The organism is Sphingobacterium spiritivorum, from assembly GCF_016724845.1.
Taxonomy (GTDB): Bacteria; Bacteroidota; Bacteroidia; order Sphingobacteriales; family Sphingobacteriaceae; genus Sphingobacterium; species Sphingobacterium spiritivorum_A.
The window spans coordinates 3,308,530-3,330,860 of the sequence record NZ_CP068082.1 but is presented as its reverse complement, the minus strand read 5'-3'; the positions used below and the strand labels follow the sequence as shown (position 1 = coordinate 3,330,860).

The 22,331-nt window shown below is 40.4% G+C and carries 16 protein-coding genes, 2 tRNA genes and 3 rRNA genes; 7 read left to right on the top strand and 14 right to left on the bottom strand.

Annotated elements, in window-relative coordinates:
* Positions 1–157 precede the first annotated feature (157 nt).
* Entirely contained in the window at positions 158–1,483 is a 1,326-nt protein-coding gene (locus tag I6J03_RS14110; protein WP_003005379.1) for a pseudouridine synthase, read from the top strand.
* Positions 1,484–1,587: 104 nt separating this feature from the next.
* Complete coding sequence (locus I6J03_RS14105) at positions 1,588–2,058, top strand: pyrophosphohydrolase domain-containing protein (protein ID WP_003005380.1); 471 nt, start codon at positions 1,588–1,590, stop codon at positions 2,056–2,058.
* A 54-nt stretch (positions 2,059–2,112) separates the two neighbouring features.
* Here I6J03_RS14105 and I6J03_RS14100 read toward each other — a convergent pair whose 3' ends face one another.
* The 8 genes from I6J03_RS14100 to I6J03_RS14065 form a co-directional block, all read right to left on the bottom strand.
* Complete coding sequence (locus I6J03_RS14100) at positions 2,113–3,066, bottom strand: TIGR01212 family radical SAM protein (protein ID WP_003005384.1); 954 nt, start codon at positions 3,064–3,066, stop codon at positions 2,113–2,115.
* A gap of 324 nt (positions 3,067–3,390) precedes the next feature.
* Positions 3,391–3,502, bottom strand: a 5S ribosomal RNA gene (rrf, locus tag I6J03_RS14095).
* A 106-nt stretch (positions 3,503–3,608) separates the two neighbouring features.
* Positions 3,609–6,493, bottom strand: a 23S ribosomal RNA gene (locus I6J03_RS14090).
* Between the two features lie 162 nt (positions 6,494–6,655).
* Positions 6,656–6,732 (bottom strand) — tRNA-Ala (locus I6J03_RS14085).
* An 8-nt stretch (positions 6,733–6,740) separates the two neighbouring features.
* Positions 6,741–6,817, bottom strand: a tRNA-Ile gene (locus tag I6J03_RS14080).
* Between the two features lie 117 nt (positions 6,818–6,934).
* Positions 6,935–8,457: ribosomal RNA gene (locus tag I6J03_RS14075) — 16S ribosomal RNA — on the bottom strand.
* The 16S, 23S and 5S rRNA genes sit together here with 2 tRNA genes alongside, the layout of an rRNA operon.
* Before the next feature lie 678 nt (positions 8,458–9,135).
* A complete protein-coding gene (locus tag I6J03_RS14070) occupies positions 9,136–9,648 on the bottom strand; it encodes a hypothetical protein (RefSeq protein WP_003013220.1) in 513 nt (170 codons plus the stop codon).
* Positions 9,649–9,875: 227 nt separating this feature from the next.
* On the bottom strand, positions 9,876–10,754 hold the full coding sequence (locus I6J03_RS14065) for an NmrA family NAD(P)-binding protein (RefSeq protein WP_003013222.1): 879 nt from the start codon (positions 10,752–10,754) through the stop codon (positions 9,876–9,878).
* A 77-nt stretch (positions 10,755–10,831) separates the two neighbouring features.
* On the opposite strand from I6J03_RS14065, the gene I6J03_RS14060 reads away from it, so the two are divergent.
* Together I6J03_RS14060 and I6J03_RS14055 are read left to right on the top strand one after the other, a co-directional pair.
* On the top strand, positions 10,832–11,200 hold the full coding sequence (locus I6J03_RS14060) for a winged helix-turn-helix transcriptional regulator (protein WP_003013224.1): 369 nt from the start codon (positions 10,832–10,834) through the stop codon (positions 11,198–11,200).
* Positions 11,201–11,566: 366 nt separating this feature from the next.
* Positions 11,567–12,694: a fatty acid desaturase gene (locus I6J03_RS14055; protein WP_003013226.1), complete on the top strand. Its 1,128-nt coding sequence runs from the start codon at positions 11,567–11,569 to the stop codon at positions 12,692–12,694.
* Between the two features lie 65 nt (positions 12,695–12,759).
* Here the strand turns inward: I6J03_RS14055 and I6J03_RS14050 are convergent, their stop codons facing one another.
* The 3 genes from I6J03_RS14050 to I6J03_RS14040 are packed head-to-tail and all read right to left on the bottom strand — an operon-like array spanning position 12,760 to position 15,424.
* The gene (locus I6J03_RS14050; RefSeq protein WP_232279880.1) at positions 12,760–14,358 is read right to left on the bottom strand and encodes a hypothetical protein; all 1,599 of its coding nucleotides are present in this window, start codon (positions 14,356–14,358) and stop codon (positions 12,760–12,762) included.
* A 44-nt stretch (positions 14,359–14,402) separates the two neighbouring features.
* Entirely contained in the window at positions 14,403–14,909 is a 507-nt protein-coding gene (locus I6J03_RS14045; RefSeq protein ID WP_003013230.1) for a DMP19 family protein, read from the bottom strand.
* 29 nt (positions 14,910–14,938) lie between these two features.
* The gene (locus tag I6J03_RS14040; RefSeq protein WP_003013232.1) at positions 14,939–15,424 is read right to left on the bottom strand and encodes a hypothetical protein; all 486 of its coding nucleotides are present in this window, start codon (positions 15,422–15,424) and stop codon (positions 14,939–14,941) included.
* 345 nt (positions 15,425–15,769) lie between these two features.
* Between I6J03_RS14040 and I6J03_RS14035 the strand changes: the two genes are divergently transcribed.
* The 3 genes from I6J03_RS14035 (at position 15,770) to I6J03_RS14025 (ending at position 18,898) form a co-directional block, all read left to right on the top strand.
* Positions 15,770–17,701, top strand: a complete 1,932-nt coding sequence (locus tag I6J03_RS14035) for a sensor histidine kinase (RefSeq protein ID WP_236586190.1) — start codon at positions 15,770–15,772, stop codon at positions 17,699–17,701.
* Between the two features lie 5 nt (positions 17,702–17,706).
* A complete protein-coding gene (locus tag I6J03_RS14030) occupies positions 17,707–18,444 on the top strand; it encodes a LytR/AlgR family response regulator transcription factor (protein ID WP_232279881.1) in 738 nt (245 codons plus the stop codon).
* Positions 18,445–18,568: 124 nt separating this feature from the next.
* Positions 18,569–18,898, top strand: a complete 330-nt coding sequence (locus I6J03_RS14025) for a DUF4870 domain-containing protein (protein ID WP_232279882.1) — start codon at positions 18,569–18,571, stop codon at positions 18,896–18,898.
* 255 nt (positions 18,899–19,153) lie between these two features.
* On the opposite strand, the gene I6J03_RS14020 is transcribed toward I6J03_RS14025, so the two are convergent.
* The 3 genes from I6J03_RS14020 to I6J03_RS14010 form a co-directional block, all read right to left on the bottom strand.
* Complete coding sequence (locus I6J03_RS14020; protein ID WP_232279883.1) at positions 19,154–19,744, bottom strand: hypothetical protein; 591 nt, start codon at positions 19,742–19,744, stop codon at positions 19,154–19,156.
* Positions 19,745–20,038: 294 nt separating this feature from the next.
* Positions 20,039–20,881 carry a GNAT family N-acetyltransferase gene (locus I6J03_RS14015; protein ID WP_003013246.1) on the bottom strand — a complete coding sequence of 281 codons (843 nt, stop codon included), beginning with the start codon at positions 20,879–20,881 and terminating at the stop codon, positions 20,039–20,041.
* 76 nt (positions 20,882–20,957) lie between these two features.
* Positions 20,958–22,238, bottom strand: a complete 1,281-nt coding sequence (locus I6J03_RS14010; RefSeq protein WP_003013248.1) for a sensor histidine kinase — start codon at positions 22,236–22,238, stop codon at positions 20,958–20,960.
* Between the last annotated feature and the right edge of the window lie 93 nt (positions 22,239–22,331).

Sequence of the window (22,331 nt, the reverse complement as noted above, 5' to 3'; positions counted from 1 at the left end):
TATTATGCTAAAAAACAAATAGTTACAAATCCGACCAGATCTATAACGTTGAAATTCAGCTTTATTGTATACGATTTTCATAAAATATTTACATTATAATAGTTGTAGAATAAATATAATAGCTATCTTTGTAGTTCACATTTTTTTAAAGTAAAATATGCCATTCAGCAGAAATCGGAACAGTCGTGACGACAACTCCAAACGATCAAGAAGTAACTCAGAAAACTTCAAATCAAAAGGCAACAGCAGCCGATCAGAAAAGTCTTCTGGTTACAATGACAACAAATCTCCTAGAAAATCATTCTCAAAATCATCAGACTCTAATGATCGTCCTGATCGTTTCGAAAAAACTGAAGGTGGTAAAACCGGAGGCTATAAAAAGTCATTCGACGGAAAGAAATCATTCGGAGAAAAAAGATCCTTTGGAGAGAAGAAGGCATTTGGCGATAAAAAAGCGTACGGAGATAAAAAGCCTTTTGGAGAAAAAAGTGCTTTCGGAGAGAAGAAAGCCTTTGGAGACAGAAAACCATTTGGTGATAAAAAAGCATACGGAGATAGAAAACCAGGTTCCGATAAAAGATTTGGTGACCAAAAGTTCAGCAAAAGCGGACCTAGAGATAAAAACAGAGATTTCGGAGATAACCGTAAATTCGACAAACCATACAAAAAATCCTTCGAGAAAACCGAAGATGGTGAACAAAGAACATTTGCAAAACGCAGACCAAGCAGCAGAACGGTAAAACAAGCTACATCTGACTACGATGATAACGGAATGATTCGTCTTAACCGTTACATCTCTAATGCAGGTATATGCTCCCGTAGAAAAGCTGATGAGCTGATCACAGCAGGTGTTATATCTGTAAACGGAGAAGTAGTTACGGAATTAGGTAGTAAAGTAGATCCGGCTAAAGATGAAATAAAGTACAATGGAGAGCGTCTGAAAAGAGAGAAAATGGTATACGTACTTTTGAACAAACCAAAAGATTATATCACGACTACTGATGATCCTCAGGAACGCCGCACAGTAATGCAATTGGTCGCAAATGCTACTAAAGAACGCATCTATCCTGTAGGTCGCTTAGACAGAAACACAACTGGTCTGCTTCTGTTGACCAATGACGGTAATCTTGCAGAAAAATTATCACACCCCCGGAATAATATCAGCAAGATCTATAATGTGGAGTTGGATAAGAGTCTGAATCAAGGCGATTTCAACAAAATTGTTTTTGGACTTGAACTGGAAGATGGTTTTGTAAAACCTGACGATCTGAGCTATGTACAGGGCGGTAGTAAACGTGAAGTGGGAATTCAGATTCATAGCGGCAAAAATCGTATTGTAAGACGTATTTTCGAATCTTTAGGATACGATGTCGTAAAACTGGACCGTGTAGTATATGCTAATCTTACGAAAAAAGATCTGCCAAGAGGTCGTTGGAGATATCTGGAAGAAAAAGAGCTGATTCAATTGAAACATCTGATCTAGATCAACCCGATCATAAAATTTAAAGCAGCTTAACCGCTGCTTTTTATATTTTAGTGCAGTTATCTCTTCTTATTTTTTTAATTTTATCAAAAATATAAAATATCATGACAGATCCAAAAACACTGACTTCTGTAGCAGAATTTCATAAAACATTTCAACACCCTATACTAGATCAGCCTACTATTCCGGCTGAGAAAAGATGCGAACTACGCGTATCGCTTATTGCTGAGGAGTTAAAAGAATTGGAAGAAGCCATCCAAAACAAAGACCTGGTAGAAATAGCCGATGCACTTTGTGATATCCAATACGTATTATCCGGAGCAGTTCTGGAGTTTGGTTTAAAAGATAAATTCAATGCTCTTTTTGAAGAAGTGCAACGTTCTAATATGAGCAAAGCATGTAAATCCGTCAAAGAAGCGGAAGAAACGATGAAGTATTATAAAGAAGAAAAAGGTGTAGATAGTTATTTTAAGGAAGTTGACGGCCTGTTTCTGGTATTTAGAGAAGGAGACAACAAAACGTTGAAATCGATTTATTACTCCCCTGCAGATTTAAAATCTATTATTGAGCAATAAGTTCAATACACTGTAATAAACAGGGAGCAAATAATATTTGCTCCCTGTTTATTTTTATGCCAATATTTTATATCTGCTGCCTTGAATAGCATTTCGCTGCTCCAGGCCTTTATCAATATATGTTTGAATAGCTGATTTGCCAAGTCCCCAGTTAGGCGCTATTAACAACTCTTTATCAGCCAGACCGAACAATCGCTGAACGATAATATCAGGTCTTAATAAAGGAATAAATTCACACAAGAAGTCAGTGTATTCTTCTATTGAAAAGACATGAAAAGGCTCCCGTTTATATTGTACTCCCATAATAGAGCCTTCGACAATATGCAGGTGATGGAGTTTTATAAATTTAATCTGTGGATGCTTATTTATCTCATCAGCATAGCGCAACATCATCTCTCTTGTCTCCCATGGGAAACCAAAGATAGTATGCACACAAATTTCTAAAGGACTGTTTTGTACCAGAGCCAGTGCTTTTTGTAGTTCACCGTGTGAACATCCTCTGTTGATACGGGTAAGTGTTTCGTCATAGATAGATTCCATACCCATTTCCAGATCCACATCCAACCGGTCCGTATAACTCTCCAATAAGGCTATCTTTTCGAAATCAATACAATCCGGACGTGTACCTACCGAAAGTCCGACGGTATGTTCAGGACATACATTGATCGCCTCATCGTACATCATCTTCAATAGATGTGTAGGCGCATAAGTATTTGTATTAGGTTGAAAATAGATAATAAACTTCTCCGCATTATATCCGTTTCGCGCTCTTTCTATACCTGCTTCGACCTGCTCTTTAATAGTGGGCAGTTTACGTGCTGATTCAGGAGTGAAAGAATCCACATTACAATACGAACAACCACCGTAACCTTTACTACCATCCCGGTTAGGACAAGTAAAATTACCATCCACAATTACTTTAAACACACGCTGCCCGTCATACTTTTCTTTGAGATAAGAACCGTAATGATTATAAGGTTTCTGTCCAGTATCCAATAATGTACCCATAGCTGCAAAGATACAAAAGAGGATTCATAACCACCTGTATTTAACTATAAAAGGTAATAGAAGTATATCTTTGAAATAACCTCTCTCCCGATATACATCGGGATCTCTCCTTGAAAAGGTGAGAAGAACAGTTCGGTTAGCCGTTGTCATTTGTATGGAGCAATCTTTAGCGTAGCAATGCTTGTGCCTTATACTTTGTATAATGAAGTCTGGAATATCCGGATTTGGTTTAGCTTTAGCTTCAGGTTTCGGTTTGGTTCGGTTATCCCCTGGAATGAAAACAAAAAAGCCCTTATCTGTCTCCAGAAAGGGCTTTCGTTTAAAAAAAGGCACCGACCTACTCTCCCACCTGTTACGGCAATACCATCGGCTCTGGCGGGCTTGACTGCTCTGTTCGGAATGGGAAGAGGTAGACACCGCCGATATAGGCACCTGAATACTTTTTTGATATTATAAACTAACCAGTTGTATGTAGTCAGCACAACATCAATGACATTATATTGAAAGAAATAATTAAAGAGGAAGACAACAGTGTTATCTGCTTGAGAAAGCTTCGGGCTATTAGTATTGCTCGGCTATGGTATTTCTACCTTTACACCTACAACCTATCAACGTAGTCATCTTCTACGACCCTATAAGGAAGTCTCATCTCGTGGCTAGTTTCGCACTTAGATGCTTTCAGCGCTTATCTATTCCAGACGTAGCTACCCTGCCGTACACCTGGCGGCATAACAGGTTCACCAGCGGTCTGTCCAATCCGGTCCTCTCGTACTAAGATCAGATCCACTCAAACTTCCAACGCCCACAACAGATAGGGACCGAACTGTCTCGCGACGTTCTGAACCCAGCTCGCGTGCCACTTTAATGGGCGAACAGCCCAACCCTTGGGACCTTCTCCAGCCCCAGGATGTGACGAGCCGACATCGAGGTGCCAAACCTCCCCGTCGATATGAGCTCTTGGGGGAGATCAGCCTGTTATCCCCAGCGTACCTTTTATCCTTTGAGCGATGGCCCTTCCATACAGAACCACCGGATCACTATGTCCGTCTTTCGACCCTGTTCGACTTGTCGGTCTCACAGTCAAGCAAGCTTATGCCATTGCACTCCACGTACGGTTACCAAGCGTACTGAGCTTACCTTTGAAAGCCTCCGTTACCTTTTTGGAGGCGACCACCCCAGTCAAACTACCCACCAAACAATGTCCTCGACATAATCGAGTTAGAAACCGAATACAGAAAGGGCGGTATTTCAAGGTTGATTCCACGACTCCTGGCGAAGCCGCTTCAACATCTCCCGCCTATCCTACACATCCTGTACCCAATTCCAATGTTAAGCTATAGTGAAGGTGCATGGGGTCTTTCCGTCCCGTTGCGGGTAACCGGCGTCTTCACCGATACCACAATTTCACCGAGCTCATGGCTGAGACAGCGCCCAGATCGTTACACCATTCGTGCAGGTCGGAACTTACCCGACAAGGAATTTCGCTACCTTAGGACCGTTATAGTTACGGCCGCCGTTTACTGGGGCTTCGATTCAATGCTTCTCTTGCGATGACATCCCCTCTTAACCTTCCAGCACCGGGCAGGTGTCAGGCCTTATACCTCATCTTTCGATTTTGCAAAGCCATATGTTTTTGTTAAACAGTCGCCTGGGCCTTTTCACTGCGGCTTCTCACTCTCGTGAGGAAGCGCCCCTTCTCCCGAAGTTACAGGGCCATTTTGCCGAGTTCCTTAGCCATGATTCACTCGAGCACCTTAGGATTCTCTCCTCGACTACCTGTGTCGGTTTACGGTACGGGTTTTTATAACCTGAAGCTTAGCGGGTTTTCTTGGAAGTCTGCTTACCTGCTCTATCAGCGCCACCGAAGCTTTGCTGTACTATTGGGGTTCAGCTAGAAATGCGGATTTGCCTACATCTCTAATACCTACGCCTTTTAACGAACTATTCCGTCAGTTCGCGGCAGTGTCACTACTCCGTCACCACATCGCAGTTATAAAAAGTACTGGAATATTAACCAGTTGTCCATCGGTTGTCCCCGTTCGGGTGTACCTTAGGCCCCGACTAACCCTGATCCGATTAGCGTTGATCAGGAAACCTTAGTCTTTCGGTGGGCAGGTTTCCCACCTGCCTTATCGTTACTTATGCCTACATTTGCTTTTCTATAAAGTCCACGCCACATTACCATGACGATTCACCCCCTATAGAATGCTCCCCTACCAGTATATACTCATGTATATAATCCATAGCTTCGGTAATACACTTGATGCCCGTTTATTATCCACGCCCGGCCGCTCGACTAGTGAGCTGTTACGCACTCTTTAAATGAATGGCTGCTTCCAAGCCAACATCCTAGCTGTCTGGGCAACCGGACCTCGTTAGTTCAACTTAGTGTATATTTGGGGACCTTAGCTGATGGTCTGGGTTCTTTCCCTCTCGGCCTTGGACCTTAGCACCCAAAGCCTCACTGCAAGATATATTTGATAGCATTCGGAGTTCGTCTGGATTTGGTAGGATTTGACTCCCCCGCACCCAATCGGTAGCTCTACCTCTATCAAACTAAACTCTCACGCTGTTCCTAAAAACATTTCGGGGAGTACGAGCTATTTCCCAGTTTGATTAGCCTTTCACCCCTACCCTCAGGTCATCCGGAAACTTTTCAACGTTTATCGGTTCGGTCCTCCATTACATGTTACTGCAACTTCAACCTGCCCAAGGGTAGATCACAAGGTTTCGCGTCTACCTCATCTGACTATGCGCCCTATTAAGACTCGCTTTCGCTTCGGATACGTGGCTGAACCACTTAACCTTGCCAGACAAGAGTAACTCGTAGGCTCATTATGCAAAAGGCACGCTGTCACAGAATCTCTCTGCTCCAACCGCTTGTAAGCACACGGTTTCAGGTTCTTTTCACTCCCCTGTTCGGGGTTCTTTTCACCTTTCCCTCACGGTACTGGTTCACTATCGGTCTCTCAGGAGTATTTAGCCTTGGCGGATGGTGCCGCCGGATTCCCACAGGGCGTCTCCGACCCCGCGGTACTCAGGATACCACTATGCTGACCCTCTTTACGTATACGGGACTATCACCCTTATCGTGCAGCTTCCCATCTGCTTCTACTTCATACGGTCAATACAATCTCGTGGTCCTACAACCCCATAAATGCCGTAACATATATGGTTTGGGCTCTTTCCCGTTCGCTCGCCACTACTTGGGAAATCATTATTATTTTCTTCTCCTACGCCTACTTAGATGTTTCAGTTCAGCGCGTTCGCGTATTATACAACATACCTTCAGTATGTTAGGTTGCCCCATTCGGAAATCATCGGATCAATTCGCATTTGCCAATCCCCGATGCTTATCGCAGCTTATCACGTCCTTCTTCGCCTCTGAGAGCCTAGGCATCCCCCGTGTGCCCTTATTTACTTTCTTCTCAACCATAGCCCTTTTGCTACTATGGTGATGCTTGTATTGTGTCTTCCAAATTAATGGAAAACGTCTCTACTGTTGTCTTCTCTTGTAATTTTTTTCTTTCAATATGTCAAAGAACTCGTTAAGAAATTTATCGTGTTATCCTGCGATAACACTTTTCTATGGTGGAGAATAACGGAGTCGAACCGTTGACCCTCTGCGTGCAAGGCAGATGCTCTAGCCAGCTGAGCTAATTCCCCGGCTTGTGTGGTAGTCCCGAGCAGATTTGAACTGCTGACCCCTACATTATCAGTGTAGTGCTCTAACCAACTGAGCTACGGGACTAGCTTTTTCTTAATCTCTCTCGGTAACTCCATTCCTTTTATTGGGATGGGTACTTTCTTCTTAATGTCTTTTTTTAATCATGTGTATACGTAACGAGCACCAATTCAAGTACTCTAGAAAGGAGGTATTCCAGCCGCACCTTCCGGTACGGCTACCTTGTTACGACTTAGCCCCAATTATCGGTTTTGCCCTAACACGCTCCTTGCGGTTACATGCTTTAGGCACCCCCAACTTTCATGGCTTGACGGGCGGTGTGTACAAGGCCCGGGAACGTATTCACCGCGTCATTGCTGATACGCGATTACTAGCGAATCCAACTTCATGAGGTCGAGTTGCAGACCTCAATCCGAACTGTGATCGGCTTTCAGAGATTGGCATCACATTACTGTGTAGCTGCCCGCTGTACCGACCATTGTAGCACGTGTGTAGCCCCGGACGTAAGGGCCATGATGACTTGACGTCGTCCCCACCTTCCTCTCTGCTTGCGCAGGCAGTCTGTTTAGAGTCCCCATCATTACATGCTGGCAACTAAACATAGGGGTTGCGCTCGTTGCGGGACTTAACCCAACACCTCACGGCACGAGCTGACGACAGCCATGCAGCACCTAGTTTCGTGTCCCGAAGGACTGATCCGTCTCTGGATCATTCACTAACTTTCAAGCCCGGGTAAGGTTCCTCGCGTATCATCGAATTAAACCACATGCTCCTCCGCTTGTGCGGGCCCCCGTCAATTCCTTTGAGTTTCACCCTTGCGGGCGTACTCCCCAGGTGGATAACTTAACGCTTTCGCTGGGACGCTGACTGTCTATCGCCAACATCGAGTTATCATCGTTTAGGGCGTGGACTACCAGGGTATCTAATCCTGTTCGATCCCCACGCTTTCGTGCATCAGCGTCAATAACGGCTTGGAATGCTGCCTTCGCAATCGGGGTTCTGAGACATATCTATGCATTTCACCGCTACTTGTCTCATTCCGCATTCCTCAACCGCATTCAAGTTCTTCAGTATCAAAGGCACTGCGACAGTTAAGCTGCCGTCTTTCACCTCTGACTTAAAGAACCGCCTACGCACCCTTTAAACCCAATAAATCCGGATAACGCTTGGATCCTCCGTATTACCGCGGCTGCTGGCACGGAGTTAGCCGATCCTTATTCTTCGGGTACATTCAGCTACGTTCTCAAACGTAGGTTTATTCCCCGACAAAAGCAGTTTACAACCCATAGGGCAGTCATCCTGCACGCGGCATGGCTGGTTCAGAGTTCCCTCCATTGACCAATATTCCTTACTGCTGCCTCCCGTAGGAGTCTGGTCCGTGTCTCAGTACCAGTGTGGGGGATTCTCCTCTCAGAGCCCCTAGACATCGTTGCCTTGGTGAGCCGTTACCTCTCCAACTAGCTAATGTCACGCGAGCCCATCTCTGTCCTATAAATATTTGATTATAATGTGATGCCACATCAATAATGTCATGCGGTGTTAATCCGACTTTCGCCGGGCTATCCCCCTGACAGAGGTAGGTTGCTCACGCGTTACGCACCCGTGCGCCACTTTCATATCCAGCAAGCTGGATAATCTCGTTCGACTTGCATGTATTAGGCCTGCCGCTAGCGTTCATCCTGAGCCAGGATCAAACTCTCCATTGTAATAATGAATTGTTCGACACCTAACTATTTATCAATAAAAATAATTAGAATTGTCTTTGTTTATTTCTAACCTGAATTGACTTGGTTGATTGTTTGTTAACTTTCGTTGACTTATCAACTACTCGTTACGCTACATGATTATTTCTTTAAAGAACTTCGCGCTTCCACTCTCGTTTCAGCTTCTATTTCAACAAGGCATTGCGCCCCTTTTGATCTTGTTTTTTTCCTTCGTTTCTGAAGGGACTGCAAAGGTAGAAATCTTTTTTAAAACTCCAAAATATTTGTGAAAATATTTTCTGGCCTTTTTTTCTCTCCCTTTTTAACCTCCCCGATCCCCTTGCGGTATCGGACCCCAGTCTTCATCTTAAGCACTAAAGCTCTTTTTTCCGACCGGTAGGCTTGTCCCTCTGAAGGGACTGCAAAGGTAGAAATCTTTTTCGAAACACACAAATCTTTTTTGCAAAAAATCTGCGCTCCCGCATATTCTAAACCCCTTTTTTCAGTAGTCATCCCTTTCGAAACAACCGTCCCTCCCTTGCGGAGTGGTGCAAAGGTAGAACTTTATACTCATTACTTCCAAACCTTTTTTAACCTTATTTCTAAAACAAAACATAACTACCTGAAAATATACAAGATAAAATGAAACCGAAAAGTCTAAAACAGCCTGAACACGGCTTTTTACATGTTATAATAGAAATAAATAAGCAACAGTACTAACAACAGAACAATTACACCAATCAACAGGAAGTTCGGTTTACGGTGTCCTAGCACTTCTTCATTATAACTATGAAAGGGAGACGCTTTGATCACAGGCTCATCCTGAGCATAGAATTCTTCCATATCCATCAGCGTCTGATTGTCCGGCATCAGCCTCTTTACAGCCATCCATACCGGATGAGCAGGATTTACATTCTCATAGACTACGCCATCATTATCCTGATAGGTAACCTGAATCTTGCCATCCACATATTTTACAACAGCTTTCTCCCGGACAGTCTGCTCCACAACAGGAACTTTTACAGTCGCTACACCTTCCTCAATTTCCGTAACTACCATATGAGCATCTTTCAGGCTACATTGTGTACAATCTACTACATATTTAATGGCCGCCACCTTACCCTCTCCCAAAAGAACATTTCTGATGTCATCTCTTTCGACAGATACACCATTAATGCTTAAAAAATCGCTCATAAATTATTGTAATTAAGTAACTGAATTGAAACAGGAAAATGAATTTAGGAAATACATATTGTAAATACAACTTTAGCGACAATTTAATGCGATAGAAAGCCGCCAGAATATGCATAATCAACAAAAAACATTAAAATGGTGTATCGACAGGTCTTAAATATAGAAAAAGTCAGGCAAATTGCCTGACTCCTATACATATGGTATTTTCTTCAGAAATAATGATGACTTTAAAATCTACCTGCAAATGCTTTCGCAAAATCTTCTAATTTAACCTGTCCGGTTACAGGTGCCCCCACATTCTTAAAATCTGTCTGAATTTTCCCTGCACGAATCCCTGCTCCCATTTCTACATATAATCCGGCAATCTCTTCCGGTACACCTGCCTGCATCATGCCTTGAAAAGCTTCTTCATCTGTAAACTCTATCCAAGGCAATTCAGGTTGACCAATTTCATTCCCTAATACATCAGCTACATCACCGGCGGTACGAAAATCGCTGATAACATATTGCATATTCTTTCCTGTAAAAGGTTGTTCCAGTCTTTCCGCAGCAGCCATTGCAATATCAAACGGATGAACTAAAGGTATACTTGTGCTGGAAGGATAATTTGATCCTGTAATACCCGCCGTCTTTATTAAAGGGATATCATTATAAAAATTGGTAAAGAAATAACCTGCTCTCAGAAAAGTAACTGATACGCCTTCCAGTCCTGCATAAGCTTTTTCAATTTGATGCAAGGCTGCTATCGGTCCGTTTCCGTCCGGCAGATCAGCACCAATGCTGCTTAACATGACTACACGAGACACAGCGGACTCCTTTATAGCCTGTGCCATTGCTTTACCGGCCTCTACCGTATTGCTGATAATATGTGTACCTCCCATATTCGGTGGTGTCATTGCAAAAACAGCATCTGCATCTTTAAAAGCGTTTCGGAGAAAAACAACATCACTTATTGATCCTATAGCAGCGTCAGCACCCAGCCTTTCTATTTCTGGCTTACGGTCTTTACTATGGCTTACCACAGTTACATGATGTCCGGATTGAAGAAGTTTCTCCGTTAAAAATCTTCCTATGTTCCCCAAAGAACCTGTAATCGTAATTTTCATATATTTCGTTTTTTAAATTAAACAAAGTTATATTTGTACTTACTTATATACAAGTACTCACCCTTAAGTATGTATAAATGACAACAATTAAAGAAAGCTCAACTATACAAGAAAATAAGCGATATGCTTTATCTCAGTGTCCTGTAACCTATGTAATGGAAAAAATAGGCGGTTACTGGAAACCAATCATTATCTACCATTTACATACAGGAGACAAACGATACAGTGAACTTAAAAGAGCTATTCCTGCTATAACGGAAAAGGTACTGATTCAACATCTTAAACAACTGGAAGCGGATCAACTCATCATCAGAGAAGCGAAACCTGTAGTACCACCCTTTGTTACCTATAAATTGAGTGCTGCAGGCAAGGGGCTGTTTCCGGTAATTGATGCGATGGCAAACTGGGCTTTTCAGGATATGGAAAAAGTATTTGACAGGAAATAACATCCGGATCAATCCGTCCGGAAGAAAAAATAAGCTGTTGCTATATGCTGATGTTGTTACAATAGAAGTGATTTTCATATAGCATATCTGACGGATCACCTTCCGATCTGATGCAGGCGATCCAACAGTTGGAATACACCTGTTTATAAATTGTCTCCCTATTTAAGGTATTCACACCTTGTATTATATACATTCTGGATGAAAGAGACTTCTGTTTTGAGGTCTATCATTTGGGTATACACTATACAGGTTTGCCCCATGTTCATGAAAATTTGTTACTACTTAGTCCTTTTTTTATGTTATCATTGTAACTCGATCCGAAATACATAGTGATTGATATCAAACTAAAGCTAAATCTACAACACCATGTCATTTTTAGATCATGTACTACAACGTCCTTCTTATGGATGGAAAGACGATAATGGAAATCTTATCAAACCAACTAAAGGTCAGATTTTCAAAGAATTTTTCAGCAGACTCAATATTATAAAAGATAAGCATAACTGGCTACCTTTTTTCAGTTGGCTAAAAGTATTTTGTCTTATTCCGTTTTTCTTTATTTTTCTGACTAACTATTTAAGCTGGGGAACCCTTATCGCTGCCTTTGTATATAGCATGATCATAATGGGGACTCACGGTACAATATGGCACCACCGATATTGTACACATGGTGCTTACAAATTCAAGAATGGATTTTGGAGATTCTTTACTCAGAATCTTACCATAAATGTTATTCCGGAAGAAATCTATGTTATATCTCATCATGTTCATCATGCCAAGTCAGATCAGCCGGGTGATCCTTATAATGCACAGGCTGGATTTTTATACTGCTTCCTGGCAGATGTGAATCATCAGCCGATTGCTAAAGACCTAAGCGAATCGGACTATAACCGTGTTAAATTACTAATGAAACATACCGGCGTGCCAGCCAATAGTTACACTCAATACCAAAAATGGGGGTCGTATGTCAATCCCGGATATGCTGTTCTATCCTGGGTGCTGAACTGGTCATTCTGGTATCTTGCTTTTTACCTGATGGGAGGACATGCTCTGGCATGCAGCCTTTTTGGTGCTGCCGGTTTCTGGGCGGTCGGTGTACGTACATTTAATTATGAAGGACACGCTAAGGGAGAAGACAAACAACGTGAAGGAACGGACTTTAGTGAGCATGATAAATCTATCAATCAACTCTGGCCCGGAATAGTTGCCGGTGAATGGCACAATAACCACCACCTGTTTCCTAAAAGTGCAAGAAGCGGATTTCAACCGCATCAGGTGGATCTGGCCTGGTACTATATCAAATTATTACATCAGGTTGGGGCGGTAAGTTCATACCGGGATGATAAAAAAAGATTTTACGATCAGTATCACAATCCTTATCTGAAAATTAAGGCGGAACAAAAGGCGAATCTTTCCAGAATAAAGAAAGAACAACTTGTAGCAGCACCTGTCATCAAACTGGACTCAACAGTTAAACAAGATCTTACAAAATAAACGAACAATATTAAAAGGTTAATATTGAGCAGGCTCAGCTGAGAGGATATGGAAATTACAGTATTTTACAATTCCTGATCCTCCAGATAGCTCTGGTTTTCATATGATAATGCGGTTTCGATTTTAGGATACCATTGCAAGGCCTCCTGATAAAGCTGCCAGTCATAAAGAAATACTTTGACACGTTTATCCACGGCTGAGTAACGGTCTGAAGTCCTCCCTTCCTGACTGGAGGCATAGTATAATTCACAATATTGCGGATTCACAACTGCATCAGGACGAAAATAAAATGTGCGCAGATCAAATACCTCTCCTTTTATTTCCTGTGCCACATCTATACTGCCGACAAGTCCGCGAGCAGCATGCAGTCTCATAGTGAAGCAGTAATAATTATACCAGAAATAGCTCCTGTCTAAATCCCAGTAATCATTATATTTATGCTGTACAACAGGCAGATTCAAATATTGAAGCAGATTTTCAACCCTGACTGTTTCGCTGAATTTACTGTAAAAATATGCTCCACGCTCCGCTCTTACTAATAATTCTTTCCAAAGTAACTGTAGTTCTTCCGAATAGAACGAGTTCGTGGTCTGATCAAAAACATTCGAAAACGAATCATTGGAATCTTTACGATAAACAGCACTTAAAGAAATCTTATTTTCATTTTTACGGAATAATGTCTTTATTGACAAGGCAGGAGTTTCGTTCTCTTCGATACAGATAAAAAAGGTCAGACCCGAATCATGTGTAAACATGACATGTCCCTGCTCTTCGGAGGTATCACCATGTATTTGAACCTCATAACCCTTCCATTCATAATACTGATAATCATCTTCACTATGCATTTTGCTAATCTCCAGCAGTTTTTCAAAGTTCTGCAGTTGCGACCGGAATGATTCCTCATCATTAAAATGGCTTTCGCTGAATTTATGAGGAATCTCCTTTAAGATAAGTGCCTGTTTTTCCGCTTCAGAGACAATATGTATATCTTTTAACAGAATGGGTTGTTTCTTTTCCAGTAAACGAATAGCTGTGGAACGCGACATCCAGTCTTTCCAGGTGAAGAGATCATCTGTTTCCACATCATTTTCTGTATACAACATCGCTTTTTCAAAGATGGCGTAAGGTACAGAAGGATCAAATACATCATCTTCACGATCATGATCGCACAAAAAGAAGTCTGCCCTGATCCGAAGCTTATTATAATCATAATGATATTCTTCTGTAGCTACAAATACTCGTGCACAGGTATTACCGTTTACAAGGAGATCTCCGTGATTATAATGACCCCAAAAACAGTCTTTAATATTCAGGTTTCCCGACACATAAAATTCCTGTCCGCCGATCAGAATATTTTCTGCATCCACATTTCCCAGCACATACAATCCTGCAGAGCCGTCAGTCTCATAATTATAAATATTGCCGGCTCGCAGATTGCCATCCACCAGAATAGCAATACAGACTTCCTCATCTGACCCGGATTCGGACAAAAAGTTAAGAGAACGCAGCGGATCATCAAGATCCAGATTTTCGACTTCATAATCCCCTTCCAAAAATAACACCCCGTATTCGTCAAATTCGCCGTTGTTTTTTTCACCGCGACTATACATCCCACTGTCTTTGGGCATTCTATGTTTGACTTCCTTAAATTTTAAAAATTTCATTTTGGTATTCATTTCCGTAGAATATGTGCTATTGACCAGAGTTCCTATACTATTTTGGCAAAGTCTGCTATATGATCTTCTATGTATTTACGAAATCGACTGACCTCATCTTCCATCATCTCATAGAACAAATCATCAAAGGGTTCAAATTCTTTAAAATGCTTACAAAGAGCAGAAAATTCTCGCAGATCCCTCTCTTCCTCCAGATAATCTTTATGATTCAGATAGATCACATTCGCTTCTTTCAATAATTCGGCAGTGGCATTCAAACTCCATCTTTCCAGATCTTCAATAAACACCGGGTCAAAAACAAATGGTCCGTAACCATTATGTATCAGCTGCAGGAAACCACCATTTGTCACCTGTCCATACAGCGCATCATATATCAGCAAGGTATGCTGATCATCACATAATTGATTAAGAATTACATTTTCATCTTCGACTTCATCAATTGCATGCTGATAGGGATCGAGAATCGTATATATAAAATCCCAATCTTTATCTGACTGGCCTTTGAACTTTTCTTTCTCTATAATCGGTAAAAACTCCATTTTAAACGATCTTCTTATTTTATTCAAACTTAAGGTTCAAGATCCAGGCCATCAATCATCAGTGTACCACATTTGATACTCATATATGCAGAACTGTAATCATTTGTAAACTGGTCATTCAGGGCATCCAGAATGGCAGATGTAAACTCAATCTTACGGGATGGTAATTTCTTATAGGTATCTGTAAGTATTATATGTCCGTTAAGACCATTTTTATTTTTTACAAAAGCACTTAATAATTTAATGTTTTGTCTGTCAAGCGCTATCCCTATATCATAAAGTCTTAAATTTTCTTTGTTGGCTCCCTGTCTGGAAAGAGAATCTAAAACAAGACTCTCATTGAGACCCCTGTTAAAAGAAATTGTTGCAGAAGTCAGAGCCGCAATGATCTCTTCACTACCCTGCCTGACCGTCATTTCAATCTTCATACGTCTTTCGTCTATCTGTTGTGCCTGTGCTATACCGAGACATAAACAAAAAATTATCATCAGCCCGAATATTTTTTTTCTTTCCATAAGATCTAATATTAAATTAAGTATGTGGAACAAGATTAAAAATTGCTGAATTAATCAGCAAGCTCCAATTGGTAAATGGTGGCTTTTGATTTTTATTTGGCAGCTTATCTCCTGCATGCGAAAAACAGCTTCATTCAATACGCTTAAAAGGCTTACAACAAACCTCTTCTTTTATACAAAAACTTATTTCACATATTTTGCACGTCATTCTATAATTGGTACTTTAGTCATCCTTTTACTATGTTGATGAAGACTTATTTGAATATTTTTCAATCTTTTCAAAACTGGATTTATCCAGTTATTGCATCTTGTTTTACAGCAATTATACTCTTGCTTAGTCTGTCTGTGGAAGCACAAAAACTGTCTTCCGTCGAAAAAACAGCACGTGAAGGTTATGCTCTCCGCTTTACCGATTCACTATCCAGTCTGAATATCCAGATGAAAGCGCTGGAACTGGCAAAAAAAAATAATGATAAAGAAGATGAAGCGATATGTTATGCTTATCTGGCGTTGACGCACCGTCGTCTTTTACATCTCAGGGAATTTGCACACTATGCTGAACTTTCCTATGATGTCGCCGCCACAATCTCAGACAAAAGGGCTAAAGCGTATGCAGCGATGGCGATGGCAAGTCTCCGTTCCTATATTGATGACAAGTCTAATGCAATAGATTATTTTTTGCAGGCTTACGATCTCTTTATAAAAGTTCAGGATTATGACATGTCTGCACGTATCGGAGCAGATATATCTTACCTCTTTTCTTCGGGCTCTCAGATCAAAGTAAAAAAATATGCGGATGAAGCTCTGCGATATGCGATCAAATCCGGAAATCCCGAAAGCATATTACATGCACGTCTCGCTGTGGGCAGTTACCTTTCGGACGCTATAGTCTCCGGAAATTTGCCTCAATGGTCGGAAGTCGTTTCATTTTTCAATGAGACTATACTCCTGGCTGAGAAAGATGAAGAGAAGATTGTAAGTAAAAGTAATATAGGAATTGCTTATATCAATCTTGCTGTATTGTATATGAATGGTCCTCAGCCTGTAGATGAAGAAGCCTTTCTTTCTAATCTGGAAAAAGCCACATCTATAGCTAAGCAGTATGATCTTAAAAATATATACCGCAGCTCAATAGGTCTTAAGGGTCAATATTTTATGCAGAAGGGAGAATATCAATATGCCGAAAACCTGTTCAAAGAAGGTATTGATTACCAGCTGACACTTCCCTATAAAGACAATGATGTATTGGCGACATTCTACAGTTGTCTAAAAGATGTGTCTATATTACAAAATAATTATAAAGCCTATTATGAATATGATAAGCTCTTTGCAAGATATAATCGGCTGAAACACGATCATACAACACAACAGATGTTGCAAAATGCCGATGCCCGGTATGAATCTGAAAAGAAAATATCCCGTATACAACAATTGGAGCAGGAGAACAGATTACAGGAGAAAAACAAGTTGCTGGGCTATGCTATTGCCGCTGTATTACTCATCGGACTCATCTTTATGTATCGTTCCTATTACTACAGACAGCGCTATTACCAGAACCGGGAGGACAATCTGCAACAACAACAAGCTAATAATGAGCTCAAAGTGCAACTTATGGAAAAGGAAACACTGGAAAATCTTGCTGAGAAATTATCTTTAGAACGCAGATTGCTCCGCTCGCAGATGGATCCGCATTTCATCTTCAATGCATTAGGCAATATACAAAGTATGATCCTGCAGCATGATCCTACAATGGCCGTTAGCTATCTGGGTAAATTTGCGAAGTTAACCCGGCAGGTTTTGGAGCAGTCTCGTATGGAAACCATTACACTGGAAGATGAGATCCAGACATTACGCAATTATATGGAGTTGCAACAACTTAGGCTCAACAATAGCTTTGACTATGAGATCCATTGTAATGATGACTTAGACACCGATATTCTTTTACCTCCCCTATTGATCCAGCCGTTTATAGAGAATGCGGTAGAACATGGCCTGAAACCTTTACTTGATCGAAGAGGATTATTAACACTATCATTCTCTGTGAATGAAGAGGACAACATTCTTGTCTGTACAATTACGGATAACGGAATTGGCCTGAAAGAATCCCGAAAGCGGAGACCAAAAGATGCACATCGTTCGCTTTCTTCCCAAATCACAGACGAACGCCTCCGTCATATGCTTAAAGACAACCCCCATACTGAATTCCGTGTAGAGGAGTCGGATAAAACAGATAGCAGTCGGGGTTGTGTGGTAATTTTACATATCCCTATAAATTAATGCGAATGTACAGAACTATTATAATCGAAGATGAATACCATTTGAGAGAAGCTCTTTCCATCATGCTGGAGATTGCCGCTCCGGCAAAAGTGCAGGTTATAGGCTATGCCGAAAGTGCTGAGGAAGCGGTAAAGTTAATAGACAGACTCAGACCGGACCTGATCTTTATGGATATTATGTTAAAGAACGGAAGCGGATTTGATGTTCTCCAACAGGTAACATACCGGTCATTTCATCTTATTTTCACCACTGCTTATGAAGAACATGCCATCCGTGCTTTCAAATTCAGTGCAATAGATTACCTTCTAAAACCTATAGATCCGGAAGATCTGAAAACTGCTATAGAACGTATAGAACAGTTTAGGGGGAAATTTTTGGAAGAGAGCCAGGTGGCGGAGCTAACCCATAACCTCAGAAAGAATCCTGACAAAATTGTCCTGCCGACACAGGAAGCAATGCATGTTGTAAAAATAGATCAGATCATCCGTTGTGAGACATCAGGATCTTATACTACGTTCTTTCTAACCGGTTCCAAAAATATTATGGTTTCAAAATCCCTTAAGAATTATGAGGATATTCTCTTGCCGCCGCTGTTCTTCCGGGTACACCAGTCGCATTTGATCAACACCAATTATATCAAAAGTTTTTCCAGAGAAGGTCTGATTTATATGGATGATAAGACTATAGTACCTGTGTCCAGGGCCAGAAAGGAAGCTTTTTTCAGATTAATGAAGTCAGATTAATCATCTTCGCCATACACTTATATAGCCAAAGTGCACAAATACCAAGTCAAAGTGACCGAAGACAAATCGGACATAGGAGACCAGCCGAATGGTTTATACTTTTGGCTATATAAATAAAATAGTTATGGACAAAAAAACACTTTCTATCTTAAGTTACGTGACAATCATCGGATGGATTGTTGCTTATGTAAAAAACAAGGATTTACAACCAAAGAGTGATTTAGTAAACTATCATCTCAAACAGGGATTTGGATTTTTTATTTTATCAGTAATTATCAATGTAGCACTTTCTGTGATTGTGTTTATAGTACCGGCCTTAACCTTTTTGAGCTATATCGGTATTATCCTGTTTATCCTTTGGATATTCGGCCTGATCAATGCCGTGAATGAGCAAAAGAAACCTATTCCCGTTGTAGGAAAAATGTTTGAAGGCAAATTTGACTTTATTGATTAAACTACTATCTTTTCCGTTTTCAGGAGGTATCAAGAAAAATAATTCAGTGGTGCGTTTTAAATAGTGGATTTGCGTTTTCGATTTTTGCCGGATAAAATGTTGTACTTTTCTATCGTTGAAAAAGCGATACTTTATAAGACAGGTAAATCGCAGATACAGAGATGCCTCAGCAATTGCCGGGGCATCTTTGTTATACAACCATTTTAGTTTTTTTGATGAAGGTAAAGTCGAAGACGTTACTATAAGAACATCTTTTTACTTAGAAAGTTCCGTTTTCAGATATTTATACTGAGCGGTATTTCGGTTTGCTTGATAGACTTTTAAAGCTATTGTATGCTCATTAACCCAAGTCAATTCTTCAATTGACCATTTTCTGGAATAATATTTAAAAGCAGGTTTCACCCCTCTTATACCCATTCCATTAATTACATTGAAAACAAACATTTCCGCTCTATTTTCATAATAATCACTATAATCAGGACCATCATAAGAGGAGCATATAATCATTTGAGTACAGGAAGGGGAAAGTAAAATTGTCGATATTCCGGAATCAAAACCGGATGGTAGCCGCAACTTCCTGTCAGTATTTTTTTCACAAAGATATGTGTCACAGATTTCTTTACAGTCCTGTGCTATATACATGTTTGATCCTTGTATAAAATGGCTTGAATCTATAACACAGCTTGTGCTGTATTTATCTTTGTAAACGTGAAACTCTTCTTCCGATATTTCTGTAAAGTTTAGTTGCAGTTCAACATATAAAGAGTCGTGAAAAATTTCAACCGAATCCTCAATGCTTTGTTTTTTATCATTCCCGTTATTCTCTAGGTTCACATGAGTGCTCATAGATATCGAATCATACTTACAGAAAATAAGCAACAATAGTATTGTCAGTATGGGTATCAATATTTTCATGCAGGATTTAGAAATGTATCAAAACGACTATGGCTTGCATTCGGAATGACATTTTGAATGCACAACAATTTTATATTTCAATTTACTACTATCACATTTATTTATTATCGTTTCAGCTTTGTTGATCCGATCAATTTTATAATGTTCAAGAATTTCAATATAATTTACAATATCTTTTTCGCAAAAACTAATATTGACTTTAGCTATTTTATATCTGTAACTTCTTTACACCAGTCTCTTCATTTCAAATTGAGCGAGTTTAAAGGAAAGTCCAAGTTGTTTTATAAAGGACAAAGCTCCGTCTGAAGTATGATCTACATTATTAATAACGAGATCCTGCTGCCCAAGAGTCTTGGATATATAGTTCATGATATTCGTCGCAATTCCTTTCCTGCGATAATCCTGAGCTATTGCTATTTGCTGAATTCGTCGGGTTGCAGGATTAAACACCGCATAGCCTGCTAATATATCTCCATGGTATGCTCCAACAATACGACAATGATCTGCACTGTTTGCTAAAGTCTTCACGTCATTTTGCCAGGAAGGCTGTATATCCCAGAATGAAGTAAAAATCGGCCATTGAAATTCTTTAATTTCTCTTATCTCGATATCCGTATCCTTTCCTGCAGTCTCTACCTGACCACTAAAGCAGTCCAGTTTTCTATGAACTGTATAACCCAATTTTTCATATGCTCTTATAGCAGGCAGATTTCCTTCGATCACTTCTAAGATCATTTTCTTTACCCCAAGCTCATTTAATTTCGGCAACAATTTATCATACATCACACCAACGAGTTTTCTGCCTCTGTAATCCGGCACCACTCCTGTTGCAGCATTATAAGCGACAAGCTCATCCCCGATCTTATTAAGCCCATGCAACACAAAAGCAACTAACCGGCCTGACGAGTAAACGCCAAAAGATAAATCAAGACGTATTCCTTCTGTGAAAATCTTAAATTTAAGCTGATCCGGATCAAGATGAAAGGGTACAATATAATCCGAAAAGGCTACATTAATGACTTCCAGCAGTTCATCAAGATCTGTATTTTCTAAACTTTGTACATTCATTTTTTGATACACAATAAATAATTCACTTGTATAAAGCAATCTCCATAATTGAGACAACAGGATAAAACGACTTCCCTTATTGAGGCAGCCTAACAGTAAAGATCGAACCTTCACCTAATCTGCTTTTCACCGCAATATTCCCTTCATTCAAACGTACAAATTCCGCACATAACATCAAACCCAATCCATATCCTTTTTCACCTGCAGTTCCCTGAACGGAAGAATTTGAAGAAGTAAAAAGCCTGTTTATCCTGTTCTCATCCATACCTACACCTTCATCCTCAATGAATACTTCTATACTATTGTTTTTTTCTACAGCAACTATACGTATATGCCCTCCCCTGTGGCTAAACTTGCAGGCATTACTCAACAGATTTCTCATGACAACGGCAATCTGATCCCGATCCGCAGACAATATCAACTCTTTATCGATACACATCTCCACTTCAAGCTGCTTTTGTTTAATAATCAGATCAAAAAATTGAAATAATTCCTTTATAAGAGGATAAAGAAGAAACGATGTCTTGACTGTCTCCATGCCCTGCATACCTCTGGCACTCCAGTTCAGGAGATCATCCATTGTGGTGCCCAATTGTATAACCTGATCTTTCAGCAACTGAGTAGTTTTCATCTGTTCGGTACGCGTCAATAAGTTCTCATAAAATATCTGCAACAAGTTTTCGAGCGTTGCCATCGGACTTCGGATATCATGAGCAAGGATAGAGAACATACGTTGTTTGTCCCGGTTTAACTCAATTAGTGCCTGCCTCTGTTTTTCCACTTCCTGTTGATAACCATATTGAATACTTTTGAAAAAGGTTACTGTGCCAATAATCAATCCAATAGCCAACACCATATTTACAATAGCCTGCTCTTCCATAACAGGCACCCCCAGTAACGGAGGCTGAGGAAACAGAACCACACTTATACAGGCCAATATTATAAGCGAACACAGAAATGTTCTGATCCACCTGTTGTCAAAGATTATAATAGTGGTGATCAACAGCGTTAATAAAAAGTATTCTGCACCATTATGGAAATAAAGTCCGGAGATCGTATAGATTACAATCCTGCATCCAACCATTACCAGTCGGGCACTCAGATACATTCTCAACCTGTGCAATATCAATACAGCAGTCGCATCTACCATATTGAACATATTCAAAGCCGTCAGAAAATAACGTCCATTCGTTAAGTTCAGAATAGCATACCCCAGCATAAAACATAATCCTAGCCAGTTCAATACATTCAGCAGCTTGGTATATCGGGACTCTACATAAGGCATATCGGGATAAATCCCTACATGAATCAACTTATGTAAAAATTGCTTTAATGGCGTGAAAAAAGTATGGGTCATTAATTGGTAATTAGGCACAGTTATAAATACTCGGATGCTCTTTAACAGTATGCAATAATATAGCTCATCAAACCATAGTAAGCCTGGAAATCA

Excerpts from the sequence above, each read along its gene's own strand:
- I6J03_RS14110 (WP_003005379.1), top strand. The coding sequence starts at position 158 with ATGCCATTCAGCAGAAATCGGAACAGTCGTGACGACAACTCCAAACGA.
- I6J03_RS14105 (WP_003005380.1), top strand. The coding sequence starts at position 1,588 with ATGACAGATCCAAAAACACTGACTTCTGTAGCAGAATTTCATAAAACA.
- I6J03_RS14100 (WP_003005384.1), bottom strand. The coding sequence starts at position 3,066 with ATGGGTACATTATTGGATACTGGACAGAAACCTTATAATCATTACGGT.
- I6J03_RS14070 (WP_003013220.1), bottom strand. The coding sequence starts at position 9,648 with ATGAGCGATTTTTTAAGCATTAATGGTGTATCTGTCGAAAGAGATGAC.
- I6J03_RS14065 (WP_003013222.1), bottom strand. The coding sequence starts at position 10,754 with ATGAAAATTACGATTACAGGTTCTTTGGGGAACATAGGAAGATTTTTA.
- I6J03_RS14060 (WP_003013224.1), top strand. The coding sequence starts at position 10,832 with ATGACAACAATTAAAGAAAGCTCAACTATACAAGAAAATAAGCGATAT.
- I6J03_RS14055 (WP_003013226.1), top strand. The coding sequence starts at position 11,567 with ATGTCATTTTTAGATCATGTACTACAACGTCCTTCTTATGGATGGAAA.
- I6J03_RS14050 (WP_232279880.1), bottom strand. The coding sequence starts at position 14,358 with ATGAAATTTTTAAAATTTAAGGAAGTCAAACATAGAATGCCCAAAGAC.
- I6J03_RS14045 (WP_003013230.1), bottom strand. The coding sequence starts at position 14,909 with ATGGAGTTTTTACCGATTATAGAGAAAGAAAAGTTCAAAGGCCAGTCA.
- I6J03_RS14040 (WP_003013232.1), bottom strand. The coding sequence starts at position 15,424 with ATGGAAAGAAAAAAAATATTCGGGCTGATGATAATTTTTTGTTTATGT.
- I6J03_RS14030 (WP_232279881.1), top strand. The coding sequence starts at position 17,707 with ATGTACAGAACTATTATAATCGAAGATGAATACCATTTGAGAGAAGCT.
- I6J03_RS14025 (WP_232279882.1), top strand. The coding sequence starts at position 18,569 with ATGGACAAAAAAACACTTTCTATCTTAAGTTACGTGACAATCATCGGA.
- I6J03_RS14020 (WP_232279883.1), bottom strand. The coding sequence starts at position 19,744 with ATGAGCACTCATGTGAACCTAGAGAATAACGGGAATGATAAAAAACAA.
- I6J03_RS14015 (WP_003013246.1), bottom strand. The coding sequence starts at position 20,881 with ATGAATGTACAAAGTTTAGAAAATACAGATCTTGATGAACTGCTGGAA.
- I6J03_RS14010 (WP_003013248.1), bottom strand. The coding sequence starts at position 22,238 with ATGACCCATACTTTTTTCACGCCATTAAAGCAATTTTTACATAAGTTG.